The sequence below is a fragment of the Methylovorus sp. MM2 genome, assembly GCF_001648895.1.
In the GTDB taxonomy this organism is placed as follows: Bacteria; Pseudomonadota; Gammaproteobacteria; order Burkholderiales; family Methylophilaceae; genus MM1.
Map to the genome: position 1 here is coordinate 417489 of NZ_LXUF01000011.1, position 18625 is coordinate 436113.

At 47.5% G+C, this 18625-nt stretch carries 17 protein-coding genes; 6 read left to right on the plus strand and 11 right to left on the minus strand.

What is annotated here, in order from left to right; genetic code table 11:
- Window positions 1-44 precede the first annotated feature (44 nt).
- Window positions 45-1970 carry a cytochrome c biogenesis protein ResB gene (locus A7981_RS09795; protein ID WP_067267532.1) on the minus strand — a complete coding sequence of 642 codons (1926 nt, stop codon included), beginning with the start codon at window positions 1968-1970 and terminating at the stop codon, window positions 45-47.
- Window positions 1971-2135: 165 nt separating this feature from the next.
- Entirely contained in the window at window positions 2136-2753 is a 618-nt protein-coding gene (locus A7981_RS09800) for a c-type cytochrome (RefSeq protein ID WP_067267535.1), read from the minus strand.
- A 137-nt stretch (window positions 2754-2890) separates the two neighbouring features.
- Here A7981_RS09800 and yihA point away from each other — a divergent pair, with 137 nt between their 5' ends.
- The gene (gene yihA / locus A7981_RS09805) at window positions 2891-3523 is read left to right on the plus strand and encodes a ribosome biogenesis GTP-binding protein YihA/YsxC (RefSeq protein ID WP_067267538.1); all 633 of its coding nucleotides are present in this window, start codon (window positions 2891-2893) and stop codon (window positions 3521-3523) included.
- A 14-nt stretch (window positions 3524-3537) separates the two neighbouring features.
- Here the strand turns inward: yihA and trmB are convergent, their stop codons facing one another.
- Window positions 3538-4239: a tRNA (guanosine(46)-N7)-methyltransferase TrmB gene (gene trmB, locus A7981_RS09810; protein WP_067267541.1), complete on the minus strand. Its 702-nt coding sequence runs from the start codon at window positions 4237-4239 to the stop codon at window positions 3538-3540.
- Window positions 4240-4294: 55 nt separating this feature from the next.
- A complete protein-coding gene (locus A7981_RS09815) occupies window positions 4295-5464 on the minus strand; it encodes a class I SAM-dependent methyltransferase (protein WP_067267543.1) in 1170 nt (389 codons plus the stop codon).
- A gap of 89 nt (window positions 5465-5553) precedes the next feature.
- Here A7981_RS09815 and A7981_RS09820 point away from each other — a divergent pair, with 89 nt between their 5' ends.
- On the plus strand, window positions 5554-6294 hold the full coding sequence (locus tag A7981_RS09820) for a pteridine reductase (RefSeq protein ID WP_067267909.1): 741 nt from the start codon (window positions 5554-5556) through the stop codon (window positions 6292-6294).
- Between the two features lie 44 nt (window positions 6295-6338).
- Window positions 6339-7250, plus strand: a complete 912-nt coding sequence (gene ttcA, locus A7981_RS09825; RefSeq protein WP_067267546.1) for a tRNA 2-thiocytidine(32) synthetase TtcA — start codon at window positions 6339-6341, stop codon at window positions 7248-7250.
- Window positions 7251-7277: 27 nt separating this feature from the next.
- On the opposite strand, the gene A7981_RS09830 is transcribed toward ttcA, so the two are convergent.
- The 3 genes from A7981_RS09830 to A7981_RS09840 are packed head-to-tail and all read right to left on the minus strand — an operon-like array spanning window position 7278 to window position 10561.
- Window positions 7278-8138: a M48 family metallopeptidase gene (locus A7981_RS09830; protein ID WP_067267549.1), complete on the minus strand. Its 861-nt coding sequence runs from the start codon at window positions 8136-8138 to the stop codon at window positions 7278-7280.
- Window positions 8135-8695 (minus strand): SH3 domain-containing protein, encoded by a 561-nt coding sequence (locus A7981_RS09835; protein ID WP_067267551.1) that lies wholly within the window; start codon window positions 8693-8695, stop codon window positions 8135-8137. The genes A7981_RS09830 and A7981_RS09835 overlap by 4 nt, the downstream gene beginning before the upstream one ends.
- 12 nt (window positions 8696-8707) lie before the next feature.
- On the minus strand, window positions 8708-10561 hold the full coding sequence (locus A7981_RS09840) for a CHASE2 domain-containing protein (RefSeq protein ID WP_067267553.1): 1854 nt from the start codon (window positions 10559-10561) through the stop codon (window positions 8708-8710).
- Between the two features lie 241 nt (window positions 10562-10802).
- Here A7981_RS09840 and topA point away from each other — a divergent pair, with 241 nt between their 5' ends.
- Window positions 10803-13391 (plus strand): type I DNA topoisomerase, encoded by a 2589-nt coding sequence (topA, locus tag A7981_RS09845; RefSeq protein ID WP_067267554.1) that lies wholly within the window; start codon window positions 10803-10805, stop codon window positions 13389-13391.
- A gap of 105 nt (window positions 13392-13496) precedes the next feature.
- Here the strand turns inward: topA and pbpG are convergent, their stop codons facing one another.
- On the minus strand, window positions 13497-14540 hold the full coding sequence (pbpG, locus tag A7981_RS09850) for a D-alanyl-D-alanine endopeptidase (protein WP_067267910.1): 1044 nt from the start codon (window positions 14538-14540) through the stop codon (window positions 13497-13499).
- Between the two features lie 163 nt (window positions 14541-14703).
- Here pbpG and gcvH point away from each other — a divergent pair, with 163 nt between their 5' ends.
- Window positions 14704-15087 carry a glycine cleavage system protein GcvH gene (gene gcvH / locus A7981_RS09855; RefSeq protein ID WP_067267555.1) on the plus strand — a complete coding sequence of 128 codons (384 nt, stop codon included), beginning with the start codon at window positions 14704-14706 and terminating at the stop codon, window positions 15085-15087.
- Between the two features lie 13 nt (window positions 15088-15100).
- On the opposite strand, the gene A7981_RS09860 is transcribed toward gcvH, so the two are convergent.
- Genes A7981_RS09860 through A7981_RS09870 form a run of 3 tightly spaced genes read right to left on the minus strand, consistent with a single transcriptional unit; the run spans window position 15101 to window position 17430 of the window.
- Window positions 15101-15508 carry a hypothetical protein gene (locus A7981_RS09860; protein WP_067267556.1) on the minus strand — a complete coding sequence of 136 codons (408 nt, stop codon included), beginning with the start codon at window positions 15506-15508 and terminating at the stop codon, window positions 15101-15103.
- Complete coding sequence (locus tag A7981_RS09865) at window positions 15505-15933, minus strand: DNA polymerase III subunit chi (RefSeq protein WP_067267557.1); 429 nt, start codon at window positions 15931-15933, stop codon at window positions 15505-15507. The genes A7981_RS09860 and A7981_RS09865 overlap by 4 nt, the downstream gene beginning before the upstream one ends.
- 3 nt (window positions 15934-15936) lie before the next feature.
- Window positions 15937-17430 (minus strand): leucyl aminopeptidase, encoded by a 1494-nt coding sequence (locus tag A7981_RS09870; protein ID WP_067267558.1) that lies wholly within the window; start codon window positions 17428-17430, stop codon window positions 15937-15939.
- 105 nt (window positions 17431-17535) lie between these two features.
- Between A7981_RS09870 and lptF the strand changes: the two genes are divergently transcribed.
- Window positions 17536-18624: an LPS export ABC transporter permease LptF gene (gene lptF, locus A7981_RS09875; protein WP_067267559.1), complete on the plus strand. Its 1089-nt coding sequence runs from the start codon at window positions 17536-17538 to the stop codon at window positions 18622-18624.
- Window position 18625: the final 1 nt, after the last annotated feature.

An 18625-nucleotide genomic window follows, 5' to 3' on the forward strand; every position in this document is an offset into this window, starting at 1 on the left:
GCCGGCTTTTGAGGCTTATCTTTGAATGATATATCACAGCTAAGTTACTCGGATGCACTCAATAAGCGTTGTATCTGCGCGCGGTATTCACCGAACTGCATATCAAAATCACGCGTCTTGCGGTTAGAAAACATCGCAAACACTATCTGGTTCGTATTTGATTTAAGCAAGAGCCACATACGGCGCTCTCTTATATAGATCATTGAGAAGATACCCAGCACCAGCAGAATCGAACCAGAATAAACCAAGACCTTACCTGGCGATCTGGTCAATTGCAGTCCGCTTGCCTGACGTTGTTCAAAGTTAGTCATGTGCAAGTAGAACGGTGCGCCATAAAAATAAAGGTCACTCATTGCATTCAAGCTATCTTGCAAGAAGATGCCAGTCGCTTCATCAGCTACCACAGGTTTTAAGCCAGCCTGTTCACGGCTCAAGTTATAAGCCTCATAAGTAGCGCCAGCGATAATCTTTAAATAGGCTTGCGCCGCTTTTTCGCGTTCGGCCTCTGGTACAGATTTTTCGATCAATGTAGCAATGCGTGTATATCCACCTGAGCCATAAGCTTCCAGCAACTGCTTCACGCTACCTTCAAACTTGCTACGCAAAGCAAGATCACCCGCATGATCTGATAACGCATTACTCGAGAAACGTTTCGCGATCTCATCGTACATCGCCGGATTAAACATCGTGGCGCGCAGACGCATAAAACCCTGCACGCTATAGTCTTCATCAGCAGGGATACGCAAATACTTGTATTCATCCTGCTGCATACCGCGCATGCCGGAGACAAAATACAAACGGTCATCCAACGTCAAAGGATTCATGTAGCTCACGTATTCACGCGCTTGGCCTTGTGTATCACGCACTTTGAATACGATGCTGGGCCCTACGTTATGAGGCTTACCCTTACCATCTTTAGATAAATTAAGAATATTGAATAAGCGGAAATCGTCGAACTCCACCTTAAGTGCATCCGCACCTTCACCTAGAGTTAGTGACTTAAGCACATTGCCAGTCAACTCAAGTGGTTTGGGGTTGGTATTGAACAAGCCCCACGCATCCAGATTCAGCTTTGAGCCACCATCCTGAAAGCCGGATTGGTAAATGGCGATGCCTTTATAGATCAGCGGATGATTGACGCGGATAGTATGTTCGATAGGGGCTTTTAATTCAGGATCGATAATGACCAGATCGCTTTCAAACGATTTGGGCTGCCCTGTCGCGTAGTGTTCTATACGGAACTGCTTGAGTGCAATACGGAAAGGCAGCTCCTGCACCAGATATCCATCGCGCATGCGCATCAGCGCGACATTACCGCTGGCACCCTCAGGCAAAGTCAGGTTGGCACGGAATGAAAGATTCGAAACACCCATGCGGCTTTCCTGCGGCACTTCACTTTCTGGTATATCCAGTGTCTCGACTTTTTTATAGCCCAAAAGCTCTTGCGCCTTGAAAGGTACATTGCCGTCGATCAACCCGCCAATACAGATCACAACAATCGCCACATGTGTGAAGATATAACCTAAGCGCTGATAGCTACCCGCCTTGCCAGCCATCAGCACACTGCCATCGGTTTGCGTTTGTGTCTTAAAACGAAACCCACGTAGAGTAAAAAATTGTAGTAATCGTTGTTGCGCCTCCTCAGCCGGATACGCTGAGGCATATTCAGCTTGATGTTCAAAATTCCGCAGCGATTTCTCAGTCGTATTCTCGCGGAAAGAGCGCAATTCGCGCAGCATGATAGGAGAATTCCGGTAGATACAAAGGCTGGTAGAGATCAATAGAAAAAGCAGGATCAGCAGAAACCATGCGCTGTGATAGACATCGTATAAACCGAGCACTTCAAAAAAGTCGAACCAGAACTGCCCGAACTGGATCACATAATTGGAGTAAGGCTCATTCTGCTTGAGCACGGTGCCGATAATCGCTGCAATAGCAATCACGACCAGCAAGGTGACAGCCAAGCGCATCGAACTGAATAACTCGTATAGACGCTTTGAGATAGGTAAAGAGGGGGTCAAAATTGGGTCAATTAAATAAGGTGAGAGTCTGACAGCGCCATGTGAGATCAGTTGCCTGATACAACAGAGGGCAGCTTACGCCACCCTCATTCATCACATATCTGTGACCTATCTCTATTGCATGCCCTGGATATAATCCGCAACAGCGGCCATATCTTCAGGGGTCATTTTAGAGGCAATCATACGCATCATCTTCGCGGCATCGTTGGCACGAGCACCGCTATTGAACAATTGAAGCTGCGCAGTGATATAGCCCGCATGCTGACCAGCTAAACGCGGGAACTCAGGTGCTAGACCCTGACCACTGGCCCCATGACATGAAGTACAGGCTGGCACGCCGACACCAGGGATACCGCCTTTAAATATCTTCTCACCGACTGAACCAGCACCATTGCTTGCAGAGGTACCTGCTCTCATGGTTTGCGCACCAAAGTAAGCGACAATGGCAGTGATGTCTTCCGGCTTAAGTGGTGCCGCCATACCAGCCATAATCGGACTCATACGCACACCCGATTTAATGTTGCTCAATTGCTTGGCAAGGTATTCAGGATGCTGCCCTGCTAGTTTTGGGTAGACGGGAATCATGCTGTTACCATCAGCGCCATGACAAGCGGCACAGACTGCAGCAGCAGCGGGCAGAGGAATTGGCGCTACATCATCTGCTTGCGCGATCGATACGCTGGCTAGAACACCCAGACTCAAAACTAGCACCGCGATATTACGGAAACTCATACCCACTCCTTCAAGCAAACCAGCTAAGATAACAAGCTACTGAGTAAATAACCTTAATTTTTAACCGACTATTTTATCGAAAAACCCTACTTCGTGGTAGTATTTTTGCCCTTTACCCCAACTGATTGACCTAATTCATGCCGCTGTTCCAGAACGCTATTTTTTATATATCGGCTCACCACCTCAGTGACCTGCCCCCCCCAGCGGGCGTAGAGGTTGCTTTTGCAGGTCGATCCAATGCGGGTAAATCGAGCGCTCTGAATACACTGGCAAACCATAATCGCCTCGCATTCGTCAGTAAACAACCGGGGCGCACGCAGCTGATCAACTTCTTTAGCTTGGGTGGTGACCGCTTTCTGGTCGACTTGCCGGGGTATGGTTATGCAAAAGTACCCGAAGCCATGCGCAAGCATTGGCAGACGACGTTAGCGAGCTATTTATCTTATCGCTCTACGTTGAATGGATTAGTACTGGTGATGGATTGCCGCCACCCGCTGACACCTCTTGATCGACAGATGCTGGATTGGTTTAGCCCTAGCGGCAGACCGATTCATGTATTGCTGACAAAGTCAGATAAACTTTCACGAAATTCAGCCAATCAGGTCTTGCAGGCAGTGAAGAAAGAATTGACTGAGACATGGGGCAATTGCACCATTCAACTCTTCTCCAGCCTAAAGAAGCAAGGCGTGGAAGAAGCGGAGAAAATCATTGGTAGCTGGCTTTTTACCGATCCGGAAGAAGACCCAACAGAAGTCTCATCTGCAACATGACCCCTGATATCGTCTTAACAGCGCTTGAAAACAATATCCCACACGCCGTGACCAAGCTTGATGCCACGGTTTTCGAATTTGGTTAACGGACGGTAATCTGGCTTAGGCGCATAATCTTGCGCAGTATTTTCAAGCAACGGCTCCTGTTTCAACACATCAAGCACCCACTCGGCATACTCCTGCCAATCAGTCGCCACATGTAAGTAAGCGCCAACTTTAAGCTTGCTACAAAGTAATTTGACGAACTCAGCCTGAATCAAACGACGCTTGTGATGGCGCTTTTTATGCCAAGGGTCAGGGAAAAATATGTGCGCACCATCCAAGCTGGCATCCGGCACCATATGCTTCAGTACCTCTACCGCATCATGCTGGATGATGCGCAGATTCTTAAGTTTTAACTCATCTATTTGCTTAAGCAAACTGCCTACACCCGGCGTATGGACTTCGACACCCAAAAAGTCACGTTCTGGCTGAAGGTTGGCGATATAGGCTGTACTCTCGCCCATGCCAAAACCGATCTCCAATATCTTTGGGCTATCTGCACGACCGAATACGACATTTAAATCGATGGGCGCTGGTGCATATGGCACACCGAAGATAGGCATCACCTCATCGATCGCGCGCTGTTGAGCAACAGTCAGCCGCCCCTGCCGCAATACAAAACTGCGAATAGGTCGTCTTTTAAGTTCTTCGGGGGTTAACAGTTCTTTTTCCATACACTAGGGCAGAAATTCAAAAGCGGCGATTATACCGGAAGGTAGCGGCATGCATTTATAAAGCATGCCGCTTGTCACCTTGTATAAATCCGACAAGGTCTTCAGCAATACCTTTACCAAGGGCAATCACTTTAAATAGATCCCCCATCTCAGCAGGGGAAAGCAGCTTTTGTGCTTGCGAAGCCAAAGGCGCATAGCGCGTAATATCATGCGGCGAATAGCGGGTGAGAATATCGGTGATACCACAGTTGATGAGAAATTGCGCTTGCGAAGAAAAGCCTAACAACTCCGTCCCACTCTCTACACCAGCAATCGCAACAGCGGTGAAATCGACATGGGCAGTGATATCTTGTAAACCAATATAGGCAAACGGATCACCATGCGCATGATGTCGATAATGACACATAAGCGTGCCTTGATTACGTTGTGGGTGATAATACTCACGGTGTGGAAAACCGTAATCGATCATCAGAATCACGCCTTGCTGCAAGATACGACTTAAACTCGAAATCAGCCCGCTCGTAGCTGGGCAAATCTCCGTCACATAATCATCGGGCAAAGTAAGTTTACTTGCTGATTCATAGAGCGGTCCCGATAAATCACGCGCTTGCCATTCAAATGCCCCGTTCCAAACCACTCCCAACTCTCGCGACCCATCAGACGTATTGCTGAGAATGTTCACTGGTAAAGCATCGAGCACCTCATTCCCCAGAATTATTCCGCTAAATTTCTCTGGCAAAACGTCGAGCCACATCACACGGCTATAGATATCTTCAGGTAAACATTGCTGAAGGGTTTGTTGCTGGACACCTCGCAAATGCGCGCTGACTTCAAGAATCAGATATTGTGCAGGTAATGACTCCGAAAGATGTAGCTCCAGTAGAAGTTCAGCCGCCAACTTGCCTGTGCCAGCACCCAACTCCAGCACATCGCCATCAGTCAACGCCAAGACCTGCCTGACCTGATTAGCAAGGGATTGCGCAAATAATGGAGATATTTCAGGTGCTGTGACAAAATCGCCTGATTCGCCAAATTTCTGGCTACCTGCGCTGTAATAACCCAACCCCGGCGCATAAAGCGCAAGCTCCATATAGCGTGAGAAACTGATCCAACCACCAGATTCTGTTATCTCAGCCTGTATTAGGCTCGATAGTTTTTTACTGTACGCAATCGCGTCGATATCTGGCATCGGTAAAGCGCTGTGTGATGAAATTTTCATAGTCATAGTGGATTATAATGGCATGATAAGCATCAAGAACGTTTTGTTATAAAACGTCATTCTCAGGAAGATATGTGAAACAAGAACTACCAAGTCTGCATGATAAAGTCATACTGATTACCGGCGGTGCCAAGCGAGTAGGTGCAGCCATCTGCCGTTTGCTGCATGCCGATGGCGCACAATTGATGATTCATTATCGCAACTCGGTGGGTGAGGCGCGTGCGTTGCAGTCCGAGCTTAACCTGCAACGCCCTAATTCGGTTGCCATCATTCAAGGTGATCTGCTTAACCTTTCTGTTTCCCCCAGCTTGATTGCAGAAACAGTCAAACATTTCGGCAAACTCGATGTATTGATCAATAATGCCTCTAGCTACTACCCTACCGAGCTTGGGCAGATCGGTGAGCAGGAGTGGGAAGACTTACTGGGTTCTAATCTGAAAGCGCCTTTATTTCTCTCTCAATCAGCGGCACCTGAGTTACGCAAAACGTCTGGTTGTATTGTCAATATCACGGATATGCACGTTGAGCGCCCTAAAAAAGGTTACATCGTCTATAGCGTTGCCAAAGCTGGCTTAGTCACCTTGACCAAGTCATTGGCGCATGAGCTTGCCCCAGAAGTACGTGTGAATGCAGTAGCCCCTGGCCCCGTTCTATGGCCAGAAGATAACCCACAATTCGATGAGGTATATCGTCAACGTGTCATCTCGCAGACACTATTAAAACGCATCGGCGAAGGTAATGATGTCGCAAAAGCGGTACGTTTTCTGATTCAGGATGCGCCATTCATCACCGGGCAGATCATCGCAGTAGATGGCGGCAGGTCGTTGAATCTGTAACGCGCGTTTAGCCTGCAAGTCACAAAGCCTGTAGAATACCCATTATGATTAAACACTTACCAGATAACGCATCGGGAAATTTCGTCCGTTTGCGCAATAGCCTCATCAGTGCGACAGGCAAGGCGATCGGCGATTACAACATGATCGAGGAAGGCGATACGGTCTTAGTCTGTATGAGCGGCGGTAAAGATTCACACGCAATGCTGATGATATTACTGGCATTACAAGAGCGCGCGCCTATCGATTTCAAGATCATCGCGATGAATCTGGATCAGAAGCAGCCGGGCTTCCCTGCCGACATCTTGCCCGCCTATCTGGAGAAACTTGGGGTGGAATACCGTATCGTGGAAGCGGATACCTATTCCATCGTGAAAGAGAAGATTCCTGAAGGCAAGACAACCTGCTCACTTTGCTCACGCTTACGACGCGGCATCATCTACAGCACCGCCAAAGCATTAGGCGCCACGAAGATCGCCCTTGGGCACCATCGTGACGACATCGTGCATACACTATTTCTCAATATGTTCTTTGGGGCAAAATTAAAAGCGATGCCACCAAAACTTGCGACCAACCGCGGTGCATTCCAAGTCATTCGCCCATTAGCTTATTGCGCTGAAAAAGACATCGCCAGCTATGCACGTCAAATGGAGTTCCCCATCATTCCGTGTGATCTTTGCGGCTCACAAGAGAACTTGCAGCGTCAAAAGATAAAAGAAATGCTGAATGATTGGGAGCGTGAGCAACCGGGACGCATCAATAATATATTCCGTGCGATTACGAATGTTGAGCCATCGCATTTGGCCGATACAGCGCTTTACGACTTTAAGAATATGTCACAAGCCGACCCAGATGATGAAGACCCATTGTTCGGCGATATTGCCAAAGAAGACAATGGCGCTTTGTCACTCGCTGGCACGGACGGTAAGCGGATTGAATTTAAACGCAACACTGCTTAATCAACAACGGAGTCGATGCGCCCAGCATCATTTCTTTGCGTAATCACCGACGACTTTAACAAAGCGATCAGCGACAACTGGCTGGCTTGTATACTTATCCAGACTACTCCCCATCGCAGCATCCAATAATTCAAGGCGCTTTTGCGGCGCCGGATGCGTTTTAAACATCAATGCTAAGCTGCTATCTTGCGCATTCATGGCCTCCAGCGTCTGCAATACTGATGGCAGGCCATAGGGGTCATACCCAGCACGCGCCGCGATGACCACGCCCATACGATCAGCCTCGAACTCATCGTCTTTATCCAACCCGCGCGAGTAAAGTTCTGTACCCGCACCAATCGCTTTTTGTGCGAGCTCTGCGTGTTGGCTATCACTCACCGCAATACTAGCGATATCCGCCAACAAACCAGTTTGAGCACTTTTCTGAATTGCCTGTAAATGATGGCGCTTAAGCACATGCGATATTTCATGTGACAAGACACCTGCTAATTCAGCCTCATTGCGCATACGCAACAACAAACCTCTGGTCACGAACACATAACCACCCGGTGCTGCAAAAGCATTGACGCTATCACTATCAAGTACACCAAAATGCCACGGAATATCAGGTCGCTCAGTATGTATCGCAAGCCACCAACCCAACCGATTGACATAGGCTTGTAGTTTTTCGTCCTGCACTAAAGGTGCGGCACCAAGCAGGTTAGCAGCCACGCCACTGCCGATCTCAAACTCGCCTTTATCATCGACAGGTTTTAAATCTTGCGTCTTTTTAGCGATACTCATCAACTTGTCGACATTAAGATTATCAAGACTCAAGTCGAATGCATGGACATGCAATCCTAGTGAAATCGTAGCGATGCCAAGAATCGATATGATCAACCTTTTCATTTGCGACTCCCACCAAAAAATGATTTGGTCGCCTCGGCGATCGGCTTACTCTCAACAAGATAATCTACTTGCTGGGCTTGCAGTTTTGCTGCACTAGCAAAGGACTCCGCCTCTTTCGCACCTTTAGGGAAAGCATCCATCTTTTTAACAGCGTCGGGTGCTGGGCTGGCATTCTTTAGATCTTCTTGACTCAGACCTCGCACGCCTGTTGTAACAGTAACGCCAGTATTGCCCGATCGTCCACTGCGCGCAACATTAAATAAAGAACTAAAGCCACTGTCTCCTTTGTTATTTCCCGCGCCTGCACCCAAGCGAACGCTCGTCATCTTCAACCACCCCTGCTCGCCGCTATTTGCCTTTACTTGAATCCATCCGCCTTGTCGTTTTAAGACATTGAGTGAGGTATTCACAGGCAAGTTAGTAATGACCTGCGCATCGATAAAAGGCTCTTGGCGAATATCGGTAGCGATCAAGGTCGTTGCTGCATCTTCTGCTGCCATAACACACCAACTGCTAAAGATGAATAGTGCGGCGACCAATAGATATTTAATGTTCATCGTCTGCTTTTCTTATGCTCGAACCCTTTTGGGTTCAAATAACCTGACAGGCTGCGCGCGCCCTTTGACTTCATGACTACCACAATCGATGAATTCAAATGGGCAATGCACACTCCCTGACTGTTGCAAACATAGATCACGCGTCTCTTGGGAAACCAACACGCGAGCTATCCCCTTTGTTAATCCTTCGATACGGCTGGAGAGATTCACTGTATCGCCAATCGCCGTGTAATCCTGCCGATTTTCAGAGCCAATGAATCCGACAACCGCCTGACCACTATGCACACCGATACCTATCTCGATATCTTTAGCAATCTCGCCATGTTCTTGCTTAAATACATCTAGCCTTTCACTCATATCCAAAGCCCCAGCAACAGCTTTCAATGCGTGATCTGATTGCGTGACCGGCGCTCCCCAAAAAGCCATGATAGCATCGCCGATATATTTATCCAGCGTGCCTTCATGAGCAAAGATTGCTTCAGATTGCGCACCAAAATAAGTATTCAGGAATGCGACGATCTGCTCAGGCGTGCTGTGTTCTGACATCGTCGTAAATCCACGAATATCAGAGAACAGCACGGTGATTTCAGAACTTTTACCACTCATGGATTGCATGGTTTCTCCGCGAGCGACTAAAGCTTCTACGACACGCGGATCAAGAAAGCGGCCAAATGTAGCAATCGCCAATTCACGCGCTTTACGTTCGTTGAGATACTCCATGAACGCAGCGGCCAAGTAATACACCCATGCAAATACCAAAGGCGTCAGGACATAGAAAATATATTGCAGATTTAATAAGCAGTAGCCTGCGCCCAAAGAGACGCCGCTCACAACACCTAAGGTGATCCCAATGCGTAATAAAGATCGGCACCTGATAAATATCAGCCCTAATGCTTCTATCAGCAAAACACCGAAACCTAAAATCACTTTCTCATTAACCAATACAAGTGGATTAGCATTTTTTAGGTTATCTATCGCCGTAGCCAATATCTCAACACCTGGATAAAAACCATCGACTGGCGTAGCCCGCACATCATGTAAACCACTGGCAGTGGCACCTATGATGATGATCTTGCCAGTGAACTCATTATTGGTACGCGTTGGTTTACTACGCTGCAAGTCGTTATAGACATCTGCATAGGAGACACGTGTATAACTTAAAGCATGGCCGTGCCAATTTAGCTGGATATCCGGTGTAGTCGGCAATGAGTAGCCAAGCTCAGTAGCCAATTTGGATGGTAACGAAGGAATCTTCCATCCCAACACGTCGTTATAGATCGTGTATTTACGTACGACGCCATCATCATCTGCCACTACGTTGTGCGTGCCTAACTTGCGGCTTTCCAACATCGCAGGCAAAGGTAATACCATGCTGACCATCGCATCGGCACTTGCATCACTGCCGGGGCTGATCCCTAAAACATCCGAGAACTCTGCAAGTGGAATGCCTTTTTCATTGCCTTGCAGTAACAGCATAGGGAAATATAGATTAGATTGCGCATGTACAACTTCAGCAAGGTAAGCATCATCTGCAGGTCTTGTCAGGTCAGGGTCGCTAAATAACACATCAAACACGATCGCTTGCGGCTGTTGCCGCTCCAACCCTTCGATCAACTCCGCATGTAATGAGCGGGGCCAAGGCCAACGACCCACACTATCTGCCATTAACGCCAAGCTACGCTCATCAATATCAACAATCACGATATCTTTATCCGGCTGGCTGTGTAAGGCGTGATGAGCAATCATTGCGTCAGAAAGACGCATCTCAAGTGGCTGCAATAGATGAAACCACCGAATCTCCAAAATAAATATCAGCGATACTAATATCGCCAACCATATATAAAAGTATCTAGCAGTAGATTTCATGCCTGCATCATAACAGGCTGATTATCAGTTATAAAAGTGTGCGATTTAAAATTGCTGCACTACAACTTAATAAAAACAGGCACCTCAAGCGCATGGTTTATAGAAAACAAAATGCAAAACAAGTGCTGTTTTTAGTGTCATAAACCGCCTTGAAACAACTTCTTACACCAACTTTTCTTGTCTAGCGCCTAATTTACTCTTATTATCTGCCACTCTTGTCTACCTAAATGACTTAGCCTACATGTCAAAACTGTTAATCGTTGAATCGCCCTCAAAAGCAAAAACCCTGAAAAAATATCTGGGGAAAGATTTTGAAGTGCTCGCCTCATACGGCCATGTACGCGACCTTATCCCTAAAAGTGGGGCGGTAGATACAGAGAATGATTTCTCGATGAAATACGAGATCATCGAGCGCAATTCAAAGCACGTGGATGCGATTGCCAAAGCAGTCAAAGCAGCCGATGCCATTTATCTGGCAACCGATCCTGACCGTGAAGGTGAAGCCATTTCATGGCACATCGCTGAGATTCTCAAAACCAAAAAACTGATTAAAGACAAGATACTCAAGCGCGTGGTATTCCACGAGATCACCAAAAGCGCAGTGCAGAACGCCATTGATTCGCCGCGCGATATCTCGATGCCATTGGTGAATGCACAGCAAGCTCGCCGCGCTTTAGATTATCTGGTCGGGTTTAATTTATCCCCACTGCTATGGAAAAAGATTCGCCGCGGACTTTCTGCCGGTCGCGTACAAAGCCCTGCATTAAGGCTAATCGTTGAGCGCGAACTTGAGATTGAAGCCTTTAAGAGTCAGGAATATTGGACGATCCATCTGGAATCACGCAAACATCAGCATGCTTTCGATGCCAAGCTGGTGCAGCTCGATAGCAAAAAAGTCGAACAGTTCACCGTCACGAGCCAAAACCAACAAGAAGAGATCGTAGGTAAGCTTTTACTTGCCAGCGCAGGTAAGACCACTGTTTCGCGTGTAGAGAAGAAACAAAAAAACCGTAGCCCAGCGGCGCCATTCACGACATCTACCCTACAACAAGAAGCCGTACGTAAACTGGGTTTTACGACCAGCCGCGCAATGCGTATCGCCCAGCAACTATATGAAGGTATTGACGTAGGTGGTGGTGCCGTCGGCCTGATTACCTATATGCGTACCGATTCTTTTAGCTTGGCTACAGAAGCAGTGATGCAGATACGCGATTACATCAAGAAGAATTTTGATGGTGATTATCTGCCTAAAGCACCCATCATGTACAAAACCAAAGCCAAAAACGCCCAGGAAGCGCACGAAGCGATTCGACCAACTGATATCAGCCGCACGCCCGCAAGTTTGCGCGCGGTACTGACACCTGAACAGTTCAAGCTATATGAAATGATCTGGAAGCGCGCGGTCGCTTGCCAAATGGCACCAGCCAGATTCGACGCAGTCAGCGTAGATCTCGCTATCGGTTCTGATGCTAATCTGTTCCGCGCAACTGGCCAAACCATGATATTTCCCGGCTTTATCGCCGTCTATATGGAAGGCATCGATGATGAGGAAGAAGAAGGTGAAAGCAAGCTGCCACACCTTGAAACCGGCGAGATACTCGATGTAAGCAAAATATTCGGTAGCCAACACTTTACTGAACCCCCGCCTCGTTATTCAGAAGCCAGCTTGGTGAAGGTACTTGAAGAATACGGCATCGGCCGTCCATCCACTTATGCCAGCATCATCTCTACGCTGCAAGATCGCGAATATGTGCTACTGGATAAAAAACGCTTCACGCCTACGGATGTTGGCCGCGTCGTCAACAAGTTCCTCACCGAGCATTTCACGAAATACGTGGATTACGACTTCACCGCCAACTTGGAAAATGAGTTGGATGATATTGCGGAAGGTGCGCGTGAATGGCTGCCAGTATTAAATGATTTCTGGCAAGGCTTTAATCACCAGATCGATGCAAAGAAAGATGTTGAACGCCCGGGTACCGAGTTGATAGATGAAGCCTGTCCGAAATGCGGCAAGCCGCTTTCCAAACAACTCAGTCGCTATGGCAGTTTCATTGGCTGTACAGGCTACAACGACACACCGAAGTGCGACTACAAGCGCAGCATCAATGGTGAAGGCGCAGCTATCGGTAGCGAACCGACCAAGATTGGCGTTGATACGACTAGCGGCAAAGACATCTTACTATTAGTCGGCCCTTATGGCCCCTACTTGCAGCTTGGCTTGCCTGAAGAAGACGCAAAAAAGAAACCAAAACGCGTCAGTATTCCTAAAGATATCGCGTTAGCGGATGTTAATCTGGAAGTCGCCAGCAAACTGATTGCCTTACCACGTGACCTAGGCCAACACCCGGAGACGAATAAAAAGATCATTGCCAATATCGGCCGCTTTGGCCCTTATGTGAATCATGATGGCAAATTTAAATCTATCCCTAGAAGTGATAGCGTTTTCGATATTGACCTGCCACGTGCTGTTGAGCTGCTGGCTCAGGCTAACTCCGGCCCTGCACCGATCAAGGAGCTAGGCAAACACCCGACTGAGGATGGTGACATCGCGATCTATTCCGGACGTTATGGCCCTTATGTTCAGCATGGGAAGATACGTGCGACCTTATCAAAGAGCCAAGAACCAGAAAGCCTGACACTTGATGAAGCGCTTGAACTCTTGGCGGCCAAAGCAGCGAAAGAAGCTGCAACAGGTGGCAAAGGCACTACAAAGAAAAAAACAGTAGTCAAGAAAGCGGCTGCACCTAAGGTTACGGCAAAGAAACCTGCTGCGAAAAAGCCTGCCACTAAAAAAGCAGCGCCTAAGAAGAAACCCGCGGCAAAATAATAAATAGCCAAATAAATAATGGCTTGTGGTAGGAAATAAAAAAGCGGCCTAAGCCGCTTTTTTATTTGGGTATCGATGCTGAATACTTAGCCCAGATATGAACACTCAACCAAGATATGGCTTGAATACATTGCTGCTCTCAATCCATTTACGAATGCGCTGAGCATCGCCTATACGTGCAAGTTTTCCGTCAGAATCAAGCAATACGATAATCATCGGCTTACCTGCGATTTCAGCCTGCATCACAAGACAACGTCCAGCTTCACTGATATACCCTGTTTTAGATAAGCCGATCACCCAATCACTATTGCGTACCAGTATATTCGTATTCACAAAGCTAACAGGGTTACGCATTCCATTCACAGCAACCAATTGAGAGCCTGTGGTAGTGATCTGGCGAATCTGCGGATATTGATAAGCCGCGCGTACCATATGCACAAGGTCTGCAGCGGTCGAGACGTTATTGCTATTCAAACCTGTTGAGTCAACAAAACGTGAATGCGCCATGCCTAACATCAAAGCCTTGGTATTCATCGCAATAACAAATGCACGCAAACCGCCGGGATAATTTCTACCCAGCGCACTAGCAGCACGATTCTCAGAAGACATCAAAGCCAATTGCAACAGCTCACCACGCGTAAGCACAGTGCCCACCCGTAAACGAGAGCTTGTGCCCTTGAGCAGATCGACATCGGCTTCATCGATGCTCAACAACTCATCCATCGGCAGATTGGCATCCAACATCACCATTGCTGTCATCAGCTTGGTCACAGAGGCGATAGGTGTAGATTGATCGGTATTCTTCGCGTACAGCACTTCGCCAGTTTCCTGATTAACGATCAGGGCTTTAGATGATGCTAGCCGTGGCATACCAGTCACGTTATCATCTTCATTTGGGAATGCGTTTTCGCGGTTGTAGCTGGCTTTCTGAACCTGATATTTTTTATCAGCTTGGATAGTCACCAGAATACGCTTGCTGGTGACAGTGTGCTTAGCGACGACTTGCTTCTTGCTTGGCTGTTTGCTCGCGGTCTGCTTGCTAGAACCAGACTTGCTAAGTTTTGGCGTATATTTTTCTGCAGCTTGGAGAGGGATAAACGGCATTATCAAGGTTAATGTCACACCTATGAGTATTAGTTTTCGTATCATTGCAGCCGTTCTTTCACCAAAGCGTCGATGGATATTATCGAAAATATTCCAATTTGTCATCAAGATACGTGCGTTACTTTACAAAATAACTTAAATACCTTTGCAAAAATGACACACTCTCAATTTATGAGAAAATATAATCAACCAACCGACATTACCTATTATGAAAATTCCAGAGAATCTAAAATATAGCGCAGACCATTTATGGGTCATCCAAGAAACAGATGGCTCTTTCCTAGCCGGCATTACGGATTACGCCCAAGACTTGTTGGGTGACATCGTTTATGTTGAGCCACCAAAAGTAGGAGCAACGATAGAAATAGGTAAACCTTGTGGATTGGTTGAGTCAGTCAAAACAGGCTCAGATTTGCATGCGCCACTCAATGGCGTAGTGACAGCAATCAATGAAGCGCTGCAAGGCAACCCTGAACTCATCAACGAAAATCCTTATGATGCATGGATATTCAGGATTGCTGCGGGTGATGATTCAGGATCAAAAGACCTGCTGAGCGCGCAGGCATATGCTGAATTACTGGGGAATGCATAAGGCACTCTGAGGACTATTGCTTCAGCACCGCCTCCAGATGCTGACGCAATAGTTGCATTACTTCTTTTTCTAATCGGGGAACTACCGTCTTTTTGGCATTCACCAGCTCCTGCATGACGGCGTCTTTCACTAAAGACTTGATCTTGGGTGCCATTTCCAACAGCAATCTATCTACCAAGTCTTCGCTTACTACCGAATCAATAGTGACTTCCTCGTTTAGCGTCGGTACGCCTGAACGTGCCTGAGCAGTAACTACCCCAGCAACTGCCTCACCCACATACACTTCGGTTAACACAGGGATATCGCTGGAAGGCGCATCCACAATAGGCACCGGGGCAACAGGCTGGTTTTGCGTCAAGGCATTGATACGGCTTAGTACTTTTGCAAGCTCGTGCTTATCTTGCGTTATCAAATTACTCACAGGCTGGCTCCATTGGAATCAAACGTTCTTATCTCATAGCCACGGTCACGATAGAACTTATAACGTAGCCTTGCCTCAGTTTTATCGGCTTCATCATTGCCAACGATTTCAATCAAGCGACGGAAGCGACTGAAAAATGGCGGATGCTGGTTTTGCATATTAACCAGCACATCGTCATGGACCAGTTGCGTTCCCTGCCAATCGACAATAATCGGTGTTGCATCTGCCAATGGGCTTTCTGGGCGACAACTCGGCATAAAACTCAGTGCCGAATGGGTCCATAAGAACTGCTGCATCTTTTCGGCTGATGCCGCATCGGGGCTAAACACCATCAGGCGTCTATTTTTGCCCAATGCTTTCTCGCTCAGGTCCGCCACTATCTGCATCTTATGCTCGACGTTAAAAAAGAATTCGATACGTGTCATGCGTTATTTTGCTGCGCGCTTTATCAAAAATTCAGTCAACAATGGCACAGGGCGGCCTGTTGCACCTTTATCTTTGCCGGATTTCCACGCTGTGCCTGCAATATCCAGATGCGCCCAATCGTATTTCTTCGTGAATCTGGAAAGGAAACATGCTGCTGTGATACTACCGCCAGCACGACCGCCAATATTGGCGATATCAGCAAAATTGCTATCCAGCTGACTCTGATAGTCATCCCAAAGTGGCATCTGCCATGCTCGATCAAGTGCTGCTTCACCAGCATCCAGTAACTCTTTCGCAAGACCATCTTTATTACTGAAAAGACCACTGGCATGATGCCCCAAAGCGATCACACAAGCGCCCGTGAGGGTAGCGATATCAACAACAGCCGCTGGATCGAACTTTTCAGCATAGGTAAGCGCGTCACATAAAATCAGACGGCCTTCAGCATCTGTATTCAATACCTCAATTGTTTGGCCTGACATGCTGGTCAATATATCGCCCGGTTTGATGGCATTACCGTCTGGCATATTTTCGCAAGTCGGGATAATGCCGATCACATTCAAGGGCAGCTCCATCTCGGCAATCGCCTTCATCGTGCCAAATACGCTTGCAGCACCGCACATATCGTATTTCATCTCATCCATCTCAGCCCCCGGCTTCAATGAGATGCCACCCGTATCAAATGTAATGCCCTTACCTACCAGTACGACTGGTTTTTGATTCTTTTTGCCTTTTTTGTGCTGTATCACGATCAACTTTGGTGGCTCAACGCTCCCTTGTGCAACGCCAAGGAAAGATCCCATACCGAGCTTTTCCATGTCCGCACGCTCAAGCACTTCAACTTGCAGGCCATGTGTCTTACCCAAGGCTTTTGCCTGATCAGCAAGATATGTAGGCGTGCAGTAATTAGGTGCGAGATTACCAAGGTCTTTTGTAAAGCTGATACCAGAAGCGAGCGCCAGCCCTTGTTTAAGGCCGTCTTCGGCTTTTTTTACATCACTTTTGGCAACGCTAATGACCAGTTTCTTAATGCCTTTAGTATCTTTTATTTTGTTATCTTTACCTTTGGTCGCATCAAATCGATAGGTGCTGTCCTGAGCGATTTCCACCAGTTGCGCGACTTTCCAGGCTGCGTCATATTTCTTGACTGGAATATCAGCCAGATAAGTAGTGACATTCGCCGCAGCACTGCTTGCCAAAGCACGGACTGAAGCACGCACAGCCTGACGATACTCACGCTCTTTGAACTCACGCTCTTTGCCCAAACCGATCAATACCACACGTGTGGCAGCCACATTGGGCACACTATGCAACACCAAGCTGCTACCCAGCTTGCCTTCAAGGTCCCCACTACGCAAAACTGCGGTAATATAGCCCTCGGCGGCAAGATCGATTGCAACTGCGGCGGCAGAGAGTTTACGTGATTCGAATACGCCAACGATGACTGCATCGCTACGTTGTTTTTCCGGATTACCGTTTTTTATGCTAAATTCCATTCACTTCGTCCTTTGGGCTAATCCTGCATTAACATCCTGATTGAATTATCCTGCGTTTTTGTCCTAAATCAAACTTGTTAACTATAAATATATTGAAATAAACGTATGCTGCTCTTCAAACGCTCATTACTGCAAGAGCTGGTGACTACCGCTATCGGTGCCTTTATGGTGTTGTTCGGTATCGTCATTGCACAACGGGTTGCCTACTATATCGGTATTGCAGCACGTGGCAGCCTTGCGAGTGACGCAATCAATACTTTGTTAGGCTTTAGCATGCTGAAGTTCCTGCCGATGCTGTTGTCGCTGACATTATTTTTAGCGGTGCTGCTCACATTGACCCGCTGGCATAGGGATAGCGAGATGGTCGTGTGGTTCAGCTCCGGCATCGGTATCGCCACATGGGTCAGGCCGGTGATCATATTTGCCACACCTGTTATCGTATTGATCGCCCTATTAAGTCTGTTTGTGACGCCTTGGGCTACGCAAAAAGGTTCAGATTTCAAAGATCAGCTAAAGAGTCGCGACGAGTTAGCTTCTATCAGTCCCGGTGTATTCAAGGAATCACGCAATGCAGACCGTGTCTATTTCGTAGAAAGCTTCGATGAACTAGGCAATCTGGTTAAGAATATCTTTGTGCAATCGGTACAGCATCAACGCTTAGGCATCGTCGTAGCAAACCATGGTTATCGCGAGACAGAGGAAAATGGCGATAGCTTTCTCATCATGGAGAATGGCCGCCGTTATGAAGGTAAACCTGACACAGCGGAATACTCCAAAACCGAGTTTGAGCGTTATGCGATCCGCATAGAACCAGCCGAGGTCAAGCAAGACCCACCAAGCACGCAATCAAAAGGCAGCCTAGATCTATTACAGGATCGTAACCCAGCCAACAATGCCGAGATGCAATGGCGCCTTGCTTTGCCGATCTCCGCTTTCATTCTGGTGCTGCTTGCGATTCCACTGAGTTTTGTCGATCCGCGCTCTGGCCGCTCAGCCAACCTAATGATGGCCTTATTGATCTATATCATCTATAACAATCTGCTTAGCATCATGCAAGCATGGTTAGCACAAGGAAAACTGAGTCCATTGGTCGGCTTGTGGCCAGTGCATATTTTCTTTTTGCTGTTTACTGTCTATATGTTCTACCGCCGCCTGTTCCAATTGCCACTGATCCCTAGATTGTGGCGTGCATAAA